Raw genomic sequence first — 16300 nt, 5'->3', positions numbered from 1 at the left:
TGATTTAAAAGTGCTGGGCGGACGGCCGGGAAACCCAACCATCCGCCCTGCTCAGGCCGCCGGGAGGACTACCAGGCGTCGCCCTTCAGGTCTTGCAGATCGGCCTCAAGAATTTCGAGGTTTTCTGCGGCAGAGCCGTTGCCGGAAAGCGTGTCATGCACGGCGCTCCAGAATAGCGAGGAAACCTCGTTATAGTCGGTCTTGGTCGGAGCGGACGGACGTGGCACGGCCTGTTCGAAGATTGCCTTCCAGTTTTCCATGAATGGCGACGCTTCGAGCACATCCGCGTCTTCGTAGAGCGACGGGATGGTCGGCAGGTTCGACTGCTGGATCGCGCGTTCCTTCTGGACTTCTTCCGAAGCCAGGAACTTGGCCAGCTCGATAGCAGCCTCCGGATCGGGCGAGTATTTCGACACTGCGACGTTCCATCCACCCAGGGTAGCAGCGGAGCGGGCACCCTCGCCGTCACCGGCAGGCAGCGGAGCGACATCGAATTTGCCCTTTACTGCCGAGTCATCGCCATTGCCCAGTGCATAGGCGTATGGCCAGTTGCGCATGAACACGGCATTGCCAAGCTGCCACACACCGCGGCTTTCTTCTTCCATATAGGCCAGCACGCCTTCAGGCGCGATGGTTCCGACCCAGCCAGCGGCACGATCAATCGCAGCCGCGGCTTGGTCGTTGTTGATCGAAATGGTCCCATCAGGTTCGACGATCTGGCCGCCGCCATTGGACATGACCCATTCCAGGGCGTCGCATGTCAGGCCCTCATAGGCGTTGCCTTGGAACACAAAGCCCCAGATCTCCGAATTGCCCTCTGCACGTTCGGCTTCCATGATCTCCATGGCAGTCGTTTCAAGCTCGGCCCAGGTCTTCGGGACCGACTTGCCATGTTTCTCAAGCAGGTCCGTCCGGTAATAAAGCGCTGGAGCATCGGTAAAGGCGGGAAGCGCAACCAGCTTGCCATCTACCGTCTGCGACTCGATGATCGAGGGGAAGTGGTTGCCGGCAACATCGGCCGCAGCTTCGCTCAGATCCAGAAACTGGTCGGCGAGTTGGGGCGCCCAGATCACGTCGGTCTGATATACGTCGATGTCTGAATTGCCCGCAGCGAGCCAGAGACGATACTGGCCGAATTGGTCGGTAGTCGAAGAGGGCATGGGCACAACGGTAACTGTGTGACCGGTCTCCGCCTCGAAACGATCAAGCTGGCTACGCAAGAATGCCAGCCCGCTACCTGTGTCGCCGGAGACGATGGACAGCTCGGCCGCCTGAGCAGCCCCACCGACCAAGGTCACGCTCGTCAGCAAGCCGGCGAGCAACAACTTCATCTTCATTGGAAATCCTCCCGAAAAAATTGTGGCGAAGGAGGCGCATTGATTGGACTCCACGCCAAGCGTGAGACCAAAACTCCTCCCCCTCAAAAGCACTTCGCCGAACCATTTCTTGCTGTTCAGTTTGAAAGCGCTTTGGGAGTTAAGGAAACAGAGCGCCGAAAAACTGTCAAGCGCCGCCCGTGTCGATTTTCAAAACTTTCGCGTCGAGACTGGAAAAGTGCACGATTATTCAATCACTTATAACTCCACGCCCTCAGAATAGCAAAAAATGCCACTGAAAATCTGTGATGTACGCACCTCAGTCGACTGTAACGATTTCGGAGGGGTTGCTTCAAAATTTGAAATCGCTTTGAATAGCTTTGGGAGGAGAATGGCAAAGTTTCCTGTTCAAAGGAACGCGCCTGCCCTAAGGGCTGCAGCAGCCGGATTCTTCGCAGCAATGCGAGCAAGCGACCGGCGCTCAAAACCTATGGGCCGTAACGCCGCAATGAGACTGAAAGACCTCGCCGAGCATCTCGGCCTGTCGCAAACCACGGTCAGCCGTGCGCTCAACGGCTATCCTGAAGTCAACGAGGCCACCCGCCGCCGTGTGGCCGAGGCCGCCAATCTGCTCGGTTACCGCCCCAATGCCAGTGCCCTGCGGCTGGCTACGGGTCGCGCCGGAGCGATCGGACTTGTGCTGCGGGGCGCCGACGAGCTGGGCCCGCATATGTCCGAGTTTCTTTCCGGTGTCGGCAGCTATATGGCCAGCCAGGAAATCGACATGCTGGTCTCCACCGTTGCCAGCCATCAAGAGGAACTCGCCGCCTATCGCCGTTTGGCCGCCAGCCAGAAGGTGGATGCGGTGATCCTGCATTCTCCCACCATCAGCGACGAGCGGGCTGAATTGCTGATGGACCTCAAAATCCCATTCGTGCTGCACGGCCGCACCAACATTGGACATCCCGTCGCCTGGCTCGACATCGACAACACAAGCGCGCTCGAACGGGCCACCAGCCATCTGCTCGATCTCGGCCACCGGCGCATCGCCCTGCTCAATGGGGTCAAGGGCCGCACCTTTGCCCAGCACCGTGAAATCGGCTACCGCGCTGCATTGACCGCCCGCGGCCTGACAGTCGATCCAGCACTTGTGGGCAATTCGGTCTTTACCGACGAAATCGCCTTCCGCATGGCCCAGGCCATGCTTGAACAGCGCCCCCGCCCGACCGCTTTTCTGGCCGGCTCGATGATGACGGCGCTGGGCGTCTTCCGCGCCATTCGCCAGGCAGGCTTGGAATTGGGTTCCGACGTCTCAATGATCGCGCATGACGACGTCTTCCCCTATCTCAACGCCGACAACATGTACCCCACCATGTCGACCACGCGGTCCTCGATCCGTCAGGCCGGCACCCGTATTGCTGAGTTGATCATGCAGATCCTCGCCGGCAAACCGCTGGCCGACGTACATGAGCTCTGGCCGGTGGAACTGGTGTTGCGCGAAAGCTCGGGACCTGCGCCAAAGAGCTGACGGTCAAAGGGCACAAACGTCCTCTTGATTCTGCCGCATTGACCCACTGCACTATACCCCATCGCAAGATTGTCGCTTGAAGCGCAGCAACGCGCAGCGTTACCACTAGCAGCAGCACGCGGCACGGAGTTTTGAATGACGTCTCCTTTCGTCACCACCGACTGGCTGGCCCAGCACCTGAAAGATCCGGAGGTCGTCGTTGTCGATGCGAGTTGGCACCTGCCCAACGCGGCGCGCAACGCCCAGGCTGAGTATCTGGCCGGCCACATTCCAGGCGCGGTCTTTTTCGACATCGATGGCATCGCTGATACCGATAGCGCCTTGCCCCACATGCTCCCAAGCCCGGCCGATTTCGCCCGCGCCGTTGGCGCCCTGGGCATCAGCCAGGACATGACCATCGTCGTTTATGACGAGGTCGGCCTGTTCAGCGCGCCGCGGGTCTGGTGGACCTTCCGCAGTTTCGGCGCGGACAAGGTGTTCATGCTTGAAGGGGGCGGCCCGAAATGGCGTTCCGAAAAACGCGGCACTGAAACGGGCTTAGTGCATCGGGAGAAGCGGCGCTTTGACGCGAATTTCAACGCCGACGCAGCAGTCGGTTTCGAGACCGTATCGGCCAATCTGCGCAGCCATGCCGCGCAGGTTCTGGATGCGCGACCGGCACCACGCTTTCATGGCGAAGTGCCCGAACCACGCAAGGGGCTCAAGGCCGGCCATATTCCCGATAGCACCAACGTGCCGGTGAGCCTTCTTACAGAAAACGGCCGTCTGAAATCGCCGGAGACTCTGCGAACGATCTTTGCCGAACGCGGCGTAGACCTGGACAAACCCATCATCACCTCCTGTGGCTCCGGCATTACCGCCGTGACGCTCGCTCTGGCCCTCGAGCAGGCAGGGGCCGAGCATGTCGCCGTCTATGACGGCTCCTGGGCCGAATGGGGCGCTCGGGACGATGCCGAAGTGGAGAGCTGACCCGCTTTCAGGCATAGGCGACCTGCGCTGCATCATCCAGCACGGAACCTGCCGGGGCGGCCTTCTCCGCATAGCGCTGCCACTCATTGGCAAATTCGGTCATCAAGTGCTCCAAACCTGTTTGTCATTTTTGGTTTTACGATAAGGCCGGATGGCCAAGCCCATCGCGGTGGCAGTCGAGAATCGGTTACCAATAGACGGCGCCGTTCACGCCTCCGCCCTCCAATCGGGAAGCAGCACATCTGCCGGACGATCTCGTAGATCACAGGTCCCGTCGTGCGACGGCATAAGGAGGGATTGCCTGAGCCAGCAACGACTGGAGCAAATCATGCGACTTTCCGCACCGATCCACCGCCTCAAGCGTGCCGCCAAACTGCAGGCCCGCGAACAATCCATCCCGCTGCACCGCGCCCTCGATGAGATCGCGACGACGCAAGGTTTTCCGAGCTGGAGCCTGCTGGCGTCGCGGCACGCCGACGCGTCCAGCACGCCGACAGGCCTTCTGGCGCAGTTGCGGCAGGGTGAACTCTTTCTGATTGCCGCACGCCCCCACCAGGGCAAGACCCTTTTGGCCCTGCAAATGGCCGCAGCATCTGCCGAGGCGGGCCGAGCGGGATATTTTTTCTCGCTCGACTTCACCCTGGCCGATGTACAGGCGAAATTGAAGACAATCGGCGCGGATCCCGGCCGCCTGTCGGGGAAGTTCGTCATCGACTGCTCTGATGACATCTGCGCAGATCACATCATGCGGACCCTGTCGGACGCACCAAAGGGCACTTTTGCGGTGATCGACTATTTGCAACTGATCGATCAGAAACGATCCACGCCATCTCTCCAACAGCAAGTGGCCGATCTGGCCCATTTCGTCCGCAGCCGTGGACTGATCGTGGCCTTCATCTGTCAGATCGACCGCGCCTTCGAGACGGCAGGTGCTGTTGTGCCTGGACCCGCTGACATCCGGCTGCCCAACCCGCTTGACCTGAGCTTGTTCAGCCGCGCCTGGTTCCTGCATCAGGGGGTTCTGCACAGCCACGACAATCTGGCTGGCTAGGACATCCGACAAAACCTGCTTTCTCAAATTTGGGGGGAGGCCGAACTGTTCGGCGTCCCTGTGTTTCCCTTGATGCGAAGCAAGGCCCGAAGCCTTCATTCCGCCATTGCCCCTTGCGGTAGGCCGCCGCATCGGAATAATCGCGGGAGCGACTAGGGATGAGGGCATATGGCTGCGCGTAACGAGACTTCTGCAACCCGGCTGGACGATGCAGCGCGCGCCGGCTGGCTCTATTATGTTGCCGGCAATACGCAGGAGGAAATCGCCGCCAAGATGGGCATTTCGCGCCAGTCGGCGCAGCGGCTGGTTTCGCTCTCGGTCAGCGAAGGGCTGATCAAGGTCCGGCTCGACCACCCCATCGGCCGGTGCCTGGACCTGGCCGAACGGCTGCGCACCCGCTATGCGCTCGACCACTGCGAAGTTGTGCCCTCTGACACAGGCAGTTCCTCGACCACAATCGGCATTGCCGAGGCGGGGGCCGCCGAGCTCGAGCGGTGCCTGCGCAGCCCCGACCCGGTGATCATCGCCATCGGTACCGGCCGCACCCTCAAGGCCGCGATCGAACAGCTCCAGCCCATGGATTGCCCGCACCACACGGTGGTGTCGCTGACCGGCAACATTGCCCCGGACGGCTCGGCCGCATTCTACAACGTCATCTTTAACGTGGCCGATACGGTCAAGGCCCGCAGCTTTCCCATGCCCTTGCCGGTTATCGCCTCCTCGGCCAAGGAGCGCGCAATGCTCCATACCCAGCCCATGATCGCCTCGACACTGGATTTGGCGGCGCGGGCCAACATCACCTTCGTCGGTATCGGCCATCTGGGCCCGGATGCGCCTCTCTTGCTCGACGGCTTCATTTCCGAAACCGAACACAAGGCGCTGCAAAAGGCTGGCGCGGTCGGCGAAATCTGTGGCTGGGTATTCGATGCCGAGGGCCGGCTGATCGAGGGCCAGACCAATGACCGGGTCGCCTCTGCCCCCATTCCCAGCCGCGAAAATGGCCGCGTCATTGCCCTGGCCATGGGCCCCGCCAAGGCCGCCGCCATCCGCGCCGCCCTGACCCGGCGCCTCGCCAATGGCATCATCACCGACGAACAGACAGCGGAACTGCTGCTGGCGTGACAGCATGATCGTTCATGGTCCGCTTGGCCGTGGCTTTATGCGCCGGACCTTAAGCGGACATCAGCTCCACATCCGCTTTCGGCACAATATTGTGGTTCAGTCGGAAAAGGTTCTGCGGATCGTACTTCTCCTTGATGCCGCGCAACTTCTCAATATTCGATCCGTAGGCCTCCGATACTCTGCCCTCGTCGTCCGTGGGCAAAAAGTTTACATATACGGTACCGGCGGCGTGAGGCGCAGTCTGCTCAAAAAGCTCGCGGGCCCAAGCGATACATGACTGATCTTGTGCAGGGTCGGACCATCTCGTGTGAATATTCATCACGAAGTGGCGTTTACGCTGAGGAAACGGTGTGGCGGAGGGATCGACACGGGTCATCGCACCGCCCAGATGTGCGATAAATATCTCTGTCTGCGGGTCAGGCAATTCGGCAACCGCCGACAAGGTCGCGTCGATGACCTCATCGTGCAGAGCAAGGAAGTCATTGCTTTTCCAGTAGTTGCGCGCACCTGGGGTGAGGAGTGGATCGAAAGCTTGCTGCCACCCTTCATAGGGGTGTGGGGCGATCACATCGGCAATCGGTTCGCCAAGTCCCCGCAACTCCTGCATTGACTGCATGCCTTGCTCCATGTCGCCGGCGTAGCATGCAGCGAAAATAAGAACTTCCTTGCCATGCCAGGCCGGCGGGATGAAGGGAAGCGGAGGTGCCTGCCGCAGGACCGCCCAGACAGTCAGTTCATCCGGCGCGCGGGCACAGATATCCCGATATTTTTGCAAGAGACCGCGCGCATCAGACAACGGGTGCACTATCAGCCCAGACAAGACCTCAGGACCGATCGGATGCAGCTTGAAGTTGAACGAGCAGACTACGCCGAAATTGCCCCCTCCCCCGCTGATCGCCCAGAAAAGATCAGGATTTTGCGAGGCACTTGCTGTTCGTATCTCGCCATCGGCGCAGACAACTTCAGCCGATAGCAGGTTATCAATCGTCAGTCCGTGTTTGCCAGTAATCCAGCCAAAGCCACCACCAAGGGTCAGACCTGAAATGCCGGTTGTCGAGTTGATGCCCAGAGGCACCGCCAATCCGTGAGCCTGGGTGGCCTTATCCACGTCGGATAAAAGACAGCCGGGCTCGACAGTTGCTGTGGCCGCATCAGCATCGACGTGAACGCTCTTCATCTGCGAAAGATCAAGCAGCAGCGCGCCATCAGCCACCGCATGGCCCGCAATCTGGTGGCCGCCGCCTTTAATACTCAGCAAGACGCTGTTGTGCTGCGCGAAGTTCACCACGAGTTGGATATCTCTCCGGTTCGTTGCGAGCACGATCAGACCAGGATGCCGATCTATCATGCCGTTCCAAAGTGATCGGGCCTCGTCGTAGCCGGCATCGTCTTTGCCGATCAGCTGGCCCTCCAGCGCGGTCCTCAATTCTGCCAGTCTCTCGTCGAGGACCTCTAAGGTCCCACCATTCAGCTCTTTTAGCGCTACGGTCATGGCGATTGCTCCACTAGGTTTTCGGACTATTGGCAGACTGCGCCCCAATATGAGGGTGAACTAGTCCTGAAACTGAACCTGCCTTTTCCTGACGGGCGAAGGGCGAAACCGTGCTAAATTGAAGCGAGGGCAGTAGCGGACTTTTCTCCACAGGAGGAGTTACAAGATGACTCTCGGCAGCTACGGACAGTTCTGTCCGGTCGCGATGGCGGCCGAAATGCTCTGCACGCGCTGGACCATCGTTCTGGTGCGAGAAATGGTGGCCGGCTCAACCCGGTTCAACGATTTGAGACGAGGCGTTCCGCGCATGTCCCCGAGCCTATTATCTCAAAGGCTGAAGGAGCTCGAAGTTGCCGGGATAGTCTGGCGTGGCCCCGCAGATGACGAGCCGGGCGTGCAGGAATACCGCCTGACCAAGGCCGGGCACGACCTGCAGTCTATTATTGAAGCCTTCGGTATATGGGGGCAAAAATGGATCGAGACGCAAGCAACGCTGGAGAACCTGGACCCATCGCTGCTGATGTGGGACATGCGCCGCAACCTCGACCCGTCTCCCTTGCCCGACCGCCGGACAGTGATCAGCTTTCTCTATCCTGAACTTGCGGGTGGCAGGCGACACTGGTGGCTGGTCGTGGAGCCCTTCGGTGCTGTTGACCTCTGTTCGACCGATCCTGGATACGATGTCGATCTCTGGGTGACGACGAATCTGCGCACCATGACTGAAATCTGGATGGGCCTGGCAAGAGTAGATCAAGTTCGAGAGAAGATCCAATTTGAAGGCGATCCGGCAATGGCGAGCACAATGCAGACCTGGTTGGGTCTTAGTCCTTTTTCCTCTCAGTCGAAGCTGGTGCACTGAGACGTCATATATCGCCACAAACACATCGAGATCGCAGCTGCCCACGCATATTTGAGCGTTGTCTGGCAGCCACCCGTATAGCTGCTGAGTGACAGTGCGCTCTTTGGCTAAAGAGGGCAAAACCTAGAAAAACGCTTTTCGCCAAACTGCCGTCAGCAACATTCGCAGCCCACGGCGCAAGCTCGCAGGGCACGTATGATAGGCTCGAGTCCACCCACGGTTAGGTGGCTCCCCAGCAGCAAGACATCCCGATGCCGGGCATAAGTTCGCTGAACAGCGTCTTTGCTCATGCCTCCAGCCCCAGAGGCTAGGACCCGCGCTTCAGCGCTATCTGACGCACGTACGGCAGAAATCTGCGCAAAAGCCTGCTTGACTCACACGCCAATAAATTGAACATTTGCTCATAGCCGAGGCAAATGCCCGTTTCGGCATCTGGGAGGATTTCTATGAGACTAACACCGCTTTTTGCGGGCGTTTTGACGCTCGCCCTCGTCGGCACCGCTTCTGCGCAGACGCTCACCATTGCCACCGTGAACAATGGCGACATGATCCGCATGCAGGGCCTGTCGAGCGCCTTCACCGAAGAAACCGGCATCGAGCTGAACTGGGTGGTTCTGGAAGAGAACACGTTGCGCCAGAACGTCACGACGGACATCGCCACCAATGGTGGCCAGTACGACATCATGACCATCGGCACCTACGAGGCCCCGATCTGGGCCAAGCAGGGTTGGCTCAAGCCGCTCGATGGCCTGACGGCAGACGCTGAATATGACGTTGATGACCTGCTGCCGCCGATCCGTGGTGGCCTCTCGGTCGATGGCAAGCTCTACGCTGCGCCCTTCTATGGCGAGAGTTCCTTCATCATGTATCGCACCGATCTGATGGAAGAAGCGGGCCTTACCATGCCGGAAGCCCCGACCTGGGAATTCATCGGTGAGGCCGCGCGCGCCATGACCGATCGTGAAAACGACATCAACGGCATCTGCCTGCGCGGCAAGGCTGGCTGGGGCGAGAACATGGCTTTCCTGACGGCCATGTCCAACTCCTTCGGCGCCCGCTGGTTCGACGAAGACTGGAACCCGCAATTCGACAGCCCCGAATGGAAGGAAACGCTGGACACCTATCTCTCGCTGATGGCCGATGCCGGTCCCTCGGGCGCCTCGTCCAATGGCTTCAATGAAAACCTGACCCTGTTCCAGCAGGGTAAGTGCGGCATGTGGATCGACGCCACCGTGGCCGCGTCCTTCGTGACCAATCCCGATGACTCGACCGTGGCCGACAAGGTCGGCTTTGCTCTGGCGCCCGACACGGGCCTTGGCAAGCGCGGCAACTGGCTCTGGGCCTGGTCCCTGGCCATCCCTGCCTCCTCGCAGAATGCCGATGCGGCCGAGCAGTTCATCGGCTGGGCGACCTCCAAGGACTATCTCGAGCTGGTTGCGGCCGAAGAGGGTTGGGCCAACGTCCCACCGGGCACCCGCATCTCGCTCTATGAAAACCCGGACTACCAGGCGGCGGCCCCGTTTGCGGAAATGACCATGGGCTCGATCTATGCAGCCGACCCGACCAATCCGACGGTCCAGCCGGTGCCTTATGTGGGCGTGCAGTTCGTGGCGATCCCCGAATTTGCCGGCATCGGCACCAATGTCGGTCAGCTCTTTTCGGCAGCCCTTGCCGGTCAGATGTCGGCTGACGACGCCTTGGCGCAGGCCCAGGACGCCGTAACCCGCGACATGACCCGCGCCGGTTATATCAAATAAGGCTCCTCCAAAGCCTCAGGCGGCCGGAACCTCTTTTTCGGCCGCCCTCCTCCGGACCTGTGCACGGATTGTTCGTCCTCCCTTGCATCTGCGTCCCGAACTGGAGCCGCCCGGCAAACTCGTCCCCCTCAGGACGCCGGACGGTTCCATCCCCGGCACTGCGGCTGCGCCGCAGGCTGGCGGGCCTGATCCGATGGCCACCTCAAGGTGACCATCCGATGAGGACCGATGGACCCGAACAAATCGGCCAACCTGATCGGCCCTGGGAGGAATGGATGGCGACCCGGCAAACCCGCACCCTGGCGCGCACCATGATGGCACCAGCCGTCATTGTGCTTCTGATCTGGATGGCCGTGCCGCTGGCCATGACCATCTGGTTCTCGTTTCAGAATTATAGCCTGATCAACCCGATGATGACCGGCTTTGCCGGCTGGGGAAACTATGAATACGTCATAGGCGACCCCAGCTTCACCCAGGCGCTGGTCAATACCCTGCTGCTGGTTGGCGGGGTGCTGCTGATCACCGTGATCGGCGGCACGTTCCTGGCGCTGCTGCTCGATCAGCCGATCTGGGGCCAGGGCGTTTTGCGCATCCTGGTCATCTCCCCCTTCTTCGTCATGCCGCCGGTCGCCGCGCTGATCTGGAAGAACGGCTTCATGCATCCCGGCTATGGCATGCTCGGGCACCTGTTCAAGGCCCTCGGCCTCGAGCCGGTGGACTGGTTCGCGCAATATCCGCTGTTTTCGGTGATCGTGATTGTCGCATGGCAATGGCTGCCCTTTGCAACGTTGATCCTGCTCACCGCATTGCAGTCGCTCTCCGAGGAGCAGCGCGAGGCCGCCGAAATGGATGGCGCCAATGCGGTCAACCGCTTCCGCTATATCATCCTGCCGCACATGGCCCGGGCGATCACCATCGTGATCCTGATCCAGACCATTTTCCTGCTCGGCATCTTTGCGGAGATCCGCGTCACCACCGGCGGCGGACCCGGCTATGCCTCGACCAATATCACCTTCCTCGTGTTCCGAACCGGTATTTTGTCCAATGACATCGGCGCCGGTTCCGCCGGTGGCGTGGTCGCGGTCATCATCGCCAACATCGTCGCCATCTTCCTGATGCGCGCCGTCGGCAAGAACCTGGACGCGTAAGGAGACGAGATCATGGCCCGCAACGCATCCGTTCAGACCAAAATTGGCTTCACCGTGCTGGCATGGGCCGTGGCCCTGCTGCTGTTCTCGCCGATCCTCTGGACCATCGTCACCGCCTTCAAGACCGAGGCCGAGGCGATCGCCACTCCGCCCACTTTTCTGCCGCTGACCTTCACGCTCGACAATTTCGGCGATGTGCAGGACCGCTCGGACTATATCAAGCACGCCTGGAACTCGATCCTGGTATCGGTAGGCTCGACCCTTTTGGGCCTCGTCATCGCCATCCCGGCAGCATGGTCAATGGCCTTCGCGCCGACCAAGCGCACCAAGGACATCCTGATGTGGATGCTCTCCACCAAGATGATGCCGGCCGTTGGCGTGCTGATCCCGATCTACCTGATCTTCCGCGATCTGCGCCTGCTCGACACCGTGCATGGCCTGACCATCATCATGACGCTGATCAACCTGCCGATCATCATCTGGATGCTCTACACCTATTTCAAGGAAATCCCGGTCGATATCCTCGAAGCCGCCCGCATGGATGGCGCAGAGCTCTGGAACGAAATCGTCCATGTGCTGGTGCCCATGGCCATTCCCGGCATTGCCTCGACGCTGTTGCTCAATGTGATTTTGGCCTGGAACGAGGCCTTCTGGACCATCACCCTGACCTCGGGTCGGGCCGGCACATTGACCGCGTTTATCTCGTCTTTCTCGTCACCCCAGGGCCTGTTCCTGGCCAAGCTTTCGGCCGCATCTCTCCTGGCCATTGCACCAATCCTGTTGCTGGGCTGGTTCAGCCAGAAGCAGCTCGTCCGCGGCCTCACCTTCGGCGCCGTCAAGTAAAGGGCTTTATGAAATGGGTTCCATCACGCTCGAACACGTCAACAAGTCCTTCGGTGAAGTCGAAATCATCCCGGACATTTCGCTCGAGATCGAAGATGGCGAATTCGTCGTCTTCGTCGGCCCCTCGGGCTGCGGCAAGTCCACCCTGCTGCGCCTGATCGCGGGGCTTGAGGACACCACCTCGGGTCATATCAAACTCGATGGCGAGGACGTCACCGGCGCACCGCCCGCCCGGCGCGGTCTGGCCATGGTGTTCCAGTCCTATGCGCTCTATCCGCATATGAGCGTGCGCGACAACATCGCCTTCCCGCTCAAAATGGCCAAGATGCCGCAAGCCGAGATCGACAAGAAGGTCGAGTATGCAGCCCGCACGCTCAACCTCGGCTCCTATCTCGACCGCCGTCCGCGGGCCCTCTCCGGTGGCCAACGCCAGCGCGTCGCGATTGGCCGCGCCATCGTGCGCGAACCCAAGGCGTTCCTGTTCGACGAGCCCTTGTCAAACCTTGACGCGGCGCTGCGCGTCAACATGCGGCTTGAAATCACCGAACTGCACCAGCAGCTCAAGACCACCATGATCTATGTGACCCACGACCAGGTGGAAGCCATGACCATGGCCGACCGGATCGTGGTGCTGAATGCGGGAAATGTCGAGCAATTCGGCTCCCCGCTCGAACTCTACAAGAGGCCCGCCAACCGCTTTGTGGCCGGCTTTATTGGCTCGCCCAAGATGAATTTCGTCGATGGTCCCGAGGCGCAAAAGCACAATGCCCACTCCATCGGCGTACGGCCTGAGCACTTTACGCTCTCGACCACCGCCGGAGCTGGACAATGGGCCGGCACGGTCAATGTCGCCGAACAACTCGGCTCCGATACCTTCCTGCACGTCGAGGTCGAAGGGCTCGGACTGATGACAGTGCGCACCGATGGTGAACAGACCTTCCGCCATGGTGACAAGGTCTACCTCACGCCCGCCGCCAACCGCATCTACCGCTTCGACGCGGCCGGGCTGGCACTCCAGGACTAACCGACATGACCACCAGGCTTTCCACTGCAACGCTTCCAGCGATCAAGACTGCGGTCACCCCGGCCTATGCCCGCGCCGATCTCACCGCCGGCATCGTGCATTTCGGCGTCGGCAATTTTCATCGCGCCCATCAGGCAGTCTATCTCGACGCGCTGTTCAATCTGGGCGAGGGGCACGACTGGGCGTTGGTGGGGGCCGGCGTGCGCGCAGCCGATGAGGCAATGCGGCAAAAGCTGATGGGGCAGGACTGGTTCACCACCGTGGTCGAGCAAGAGGCCGACCATAGCGCGGCTCACATCACCGGCGCCATGATCGACTATCTGCCGCCCGGCGACAGCGCAGCGGTCATTGCCAGGCTGGCGGATCCGGCCATCCGCATCGTCTCGCTGACCATTACCGAGGGCGGCTACTATATCGACCCGGCCAGCCAGACATTCGATCCAACACATCCCGACATTGCGCACGACGCAGCCCATTTCGACGCGCCGAAAACCGCGTTCGGTCTGATCCTGGCCGGCTTGGTCAAACGCCGCGAGGCCGGCATCGCCCCATTCACGGTAATGAGCTGTGACAATATCCCGGGCAACGGCCACGTGACGGAACACGCCGTCGCGGGCTTGGCCGCCCTGATCCATCCGGAACTGGCCGAGTGGGTCAAGTCCTCGGTCGCCTTCCCCAATGGCATGGTGGACCGCATCACCCCGGCCACCTCGGACCGCGAGAAGACCCTGCTGGCCAACCAGTTCGGCATCGACGACGCCTGGCCGGTGTTCTGCGAAAGCTTCAAGCAATGGGTGCTCGAAGACAATTTCCCCGCCGGGCGCCCGGCGCTGGAAAAGGTCGGTGTGCAGTTCGTGCCCGACGTTGCGCCCTACGAGCATATGAAAATCCGCATTCTCAATGGCGGCCACGCCACCATCGCCTATCCGGCGGGCCTGCTCGACATTCATTATGTGCACGAGGCAATGGAGCACCCGCTGGTCGCCGCCTTCCTCAAAAAGGTGGAAGCCGAGGAGATCATTCCAGTCGTGCCGCCTGTGCCCGATACCGATCTCGACGCCTATTTCGCGCTTTGCGAGCGGCGCTTTGCCAATCCCAAGATCGGCGACACTGTGCGGCGCCTGGCGCTCGACGGCTCCAACCGGCAGCCCAAATTCATCATCCCCTCGGCGCTCGATCGTATTCGCGACGGCCAGAGCGTGACCGGCCTGGCGCTCGTTTCAGCCCTCTGGTGCCGCTACTGCTTCGGCACCACCGATAGCGGCGCGGTGATCGAGCCGAACGATCCGAATTGGGACCGGCTCAACGCCCAAGCCATCAAGGCCAAGGATAACCCCAAAGCCTGGCTCGAAATGGCCGATATCTATGGTGATCTGGCCAAGGCTCCTGACTTTGTTGCCGCGTTCACCAAGGCCCTGAACGCGCTGTGGATGCAGGGCACCGCACGGACGCTCGAGCGGTATCTGGCGGATCAGCACTAGGTTTTGCCTCTGCCTCTCTCCCTCTAGTCGCTGTCAATCCCATTCGCTATGGTCCGCCCGGACCGAACATACGAGGGCGGCGTGTCGCAGGACTTCCTGGTGGGTGTGGATGTGGGAACCGGCAGCGCCCGGGCCGGTGTCTTCACGCGCGATGGCCAGTTTCGCGGCCGGCATGAAGTGCCCATCCTGATGCGGCGCACCGACGCCAATTTCGCCGAGCATGACAGTGGCCAGATCTGGCAGGCGGTGTGTGAAGCAGTCCGCAAGGCCATGTCCATAGCGGGTGCAAAGCCCCAGGATGTCGCCGGAATCGCCTTTGACGCCACCTGCTCGCTGGTGGTGCGGGACGCTACCGGCGCGCCGGTCACCGTTTCGCGTGATGGCGAGGATCGCTGGGACACCATTGTCTGGCTCGACCACCGGGCGCTTGACGAGGCCGACGAATGCACTCGCACCGGCCACGAGGTGCTGCACTATGCCGGTGGCGTCATGTCGCCGGAAATGGAAGTGCCCAAGCTGATGTGGCTCAAGCGGCATCTGCCACAAAGCTGGAACCGCGCCGGGCAGATGTTCGACCTGGCCGATTTCTTGTCCTGGCAAGCAACGGGCTCACTGGCTCGCTCGCAATCGACCCTCACCTGCAAATGGACCTATCTGGGCCACGATGCACAAAGCTGGCGGCAGGATTTTCTCGCCAGGGTCGGGCTTGAAGACCTGCTCGAAAAGGCGGCTCTGCCCAAAAAAGCCAGCCCGGTAGGTGCCGATCTCGGACCGCTGACAGCCAAGGCTGCGGACCAACTCGGCCTCACCACGACCTGCAGGGTCGGTGCCGGGCTGATCGATGCCCATGCCGGAGCCCTGGGGGTGCTCGGCGCCTTCACCGCCGATGTCGAGACCATCGACCGGCACCTGGCGCTGATCGCCGGAACATCGAGCTGCGTGATGGCGCTCTCCGCAGAGGACCGGCCGACCTCGGGCGTCTGGGGCCCTTATTACGGTGCCGTACTGCCAGGTGTCTGGCTCAATGAAGGCGGACAGTCGGCCACCGGTGCCCTGCTGGACCACATTATCGCCTGGCACAGCGCCGGGGGTGAGCCGACCCGCGAGAAGCATCTGGCCATCTGCAACCGGGTGATGGAACTGCGAGAAAGCGAGGGGCTTGCCCTGGCTGACCGCCTGCACGTGTTGCCGGACTTTCACGGCAATCGCTCGCCATTGGGCGATCCGTCCGCATTGGGCGTAATCTCCGGGCTGACACTCGACAGCGACTTTGACAGCCTCTGCAGGCTCTATTGGCGCAGCTGCGTTTCCATTGCGCTGGGCGTGCGGCATATTCTCGATACTCTCAACACCAAGGGCTATGCCATCGACACGCTGCACATCACCGGCGGCCACACCCGCAACCCGCTGCTGATGGAGCTCTACGCCGATGCAACCGGCTGCACCGTGGTCGAGCCTTCGACGCCGGATGCGACCCTGCTCGGCATGGCCATGGTCGCCGCCAATGCAGCCGGGCTCTATTCGAGCCTCGATCAGGCGTGTCTGGCCATGCAGCAAGGCGGCACCGCCCGCGCGCCCAAGGTCGAAGCTCGGGCACAATTCGACCGCGACTACCGCATTTTCCTTGAAATGCTCAAACAGCGCCAAGTCATCGACGCGCTCGACTAGCGCCGCCATTGGCGGCCGCTGATGCCCCGGCGCATGCAGCGC

13 protein-coding genes are annotated in these 16300 nt (G+C 61.0%); 11 read left to right on the top strand and 2 right to left on the bottom strand.

Annotated features, from left to right (window positions below; genetic code table 11):
* Positions 1 to 68: 68 nt before the first annotated feature.
* The gene (locus ACE4RL_RS07635) at positions 69 to 1337 is read right to left on the bottom strand and encodes an ABC transporter substrate-binding protein (RefSeq protein ID WP_375599902.1); all 1269 of its coding nucleotides are present in this window, start codon (positions 1335 to 1337) and stop codon (positions 69 to 71) included.
* Positions 1338 to 1824: 487 nt separating this feature from the next.
* Here ACE4RL_RS07635 and ACE4RL_RS07630 point away from each other — a divergent pair, with 487 nt between their 5' ends.
* The 4 genes from ACE4RL_RS07630 to ACE4RL_RS07615 all read left to right on the top strand — a co-directional run bounded on the left by ACE4RL_RS07630 (position 1825) and on the right by ACE4RL_RS07615 (position 5986).
* A complete protein-coding gene (locus ACE4RL_RS07630) occupies positions 1825 to 2844 on the top strand; it encodes a substrate-binding domain-containing protein (RefSeq protein WP_375599901.1) in 1020 nt (339 codons plus the stop codon).
* 135 nt (positions 2845 to 2979) lie between these two features.
* On the top strand, positions 2980 to 3813 hold the full coding sequence (gene sseA, locus ACE4RL_RS07625; protein ID WP_375599900.1) for a 3-mercaptopyruvate sulfurtransferase: 834 nt from the start codon (positions 2980 to 2982) through the stop codon (positions 3811 to 3813).
* Between the two features lie 151 nt (positions 3814 to 3964).
* Positions 3965 to 4864 (top strand): DNA helicase, encoded by a 900-nt coding sequence (locus ACE4RL_RS07620; RefSeq protein ID WP_375599899.1) that lies wholly within the window; start codon positions 3965 to 3967, stop codon positions 4862 to 4864.
* 168 nt (positions 4865 to 5032) lie between these two features.
* Complete coding sequence (locus tag ACE4RL_RS07615) at positions 5033 to 5986, top strand: sugar-binding transcriptional regulator (RefSeq protein WP_375599898.1); 954 nt, start codon at positions 5033 to 5035, stop codon at positions 5984 to 5986.
* 49 nt (positions 5987 to 6035) lie between these two features.
* On the opposite strand, the gene ACE4RL_RS07610 is transcribed toward ACE4RL_RS07615, so the two are convergent.
* Complete coding sequence (locus ACE4RL_RS07610) at positions 6036 to 7478, bottom strand: FAD-binding oxidoreductase (RefSeq protein WP_375599897.1); 1443 nt, start codon at positions 7476 to 7478, stop codon at positions 6036 to 6038.
* A gap of 166 nt (positions 7479 to 7644) precedes the next feature.
* On the opposite strand from ACE4RL_RS07610, the gene ACE4RL_RS07605 reads away from it, so the two are divergent.
* The 7 genes from ACE4RL_RS07605 (at position 7645) to ACE4RL_RS07575 (ending at position 16258) form a co-directional block, all read left to right on the top strand.
* Positions 7645 to 8337, top strand: a complete 693-nt coding sequence (locus tag ACE4RL_RS07605) for a winged helix-turn-helix transcriptional regulator (RefSeq protein WP_375599896.1) — start codon at positions 7645 to 7647, stop codon at positions 8335 to 8337.
* 446 nt (positions 8338 to 8783) lie between these two features.
* Positions 8784 to 10094, top strand: coding sequence for an ABC transporter substrate-binding protein (locus ACE4RL_RS07600; protein WP_375599895.1), 1311 nt, complete (start codon positions 8784 to 8786; stop codon positions 10092 to 10094).
* A gap of 275 nt (positions 10095 to 10369) precedes the next feature.
* A complete protein-coding gene (locus ACE4RL_RS07595; protein WP_183310696.1) occupies positions 10370 to 11242 on the top strand; it encodes a carbohydrate ABC transporter permease in 873 nt (290 codons plus the stop codon).
* 12 nt (positions 11243 to 11254) lie between these two features.
* Positions 11255 to 12085 carry a carbohydrate ABC transporter permease gene (locus ACE4RL_RS07590; protein WP_375599894.1) on the top strand — a complete coding sequence of 277 codons (831 nt, stop codon included), beginning with the start codon at positions 11255 to 11257 and terminating at the stop codon, positions 12083 to 12085.
* A gap of 13 nt (positions 12086 to 12098) precedes the next feature.
* On the top strand, positions 12099 to 13109 hold the full coding sequence (locus tag ACE4RL_RS07585) for an ABC transporter ATP-binding protein (RefSeq protein WP_375599893.1): 1011 nt from the start codon (positions 12099 to 12101) through the stop codon (positions 13107 to 13109).
* Between the two features lie 5 nt (positions 13110 to 13114).
* Positions 13115 to 14590: a mannitol dehydrogenase family protein gene (locus ACE4RL_RS07580; RefSeq protein WP_375599892.1), complete on the top strand. Its 1476-nt coding sequence runs from the start codon at positions 13115 to 13117 to the stop codon at positions 14588 to 14590.
* 81 nt (positions 14591 to 14671) lie between these two features.
* Entirely contained in the window at positions 14672 to 16258 is a 1587-nt protein-coding gene (locus tag ACE4RL_RS07575; protein WP_375599891.1) for an FGGY-family carbohydrate kinase, read from the top strand.
* The last annotated feature ends 42 nt before the right edge of the window (positions 16259 to 16300 follow it).

Origin of the sequence: Devosia polycyclovorans (genome assembly GCF_042181575.1) — a bacterium.
GTDB classification, from domain to species: Bacteria; Pseudomonadota; Alphaproteobacteria; order Rhizobiales; family Devosiaceae; genus Devosia; species Devosia polycyclovorans.
This window is presented reverse-complemented; position numbering and strand designations above follow the sequence as displayed.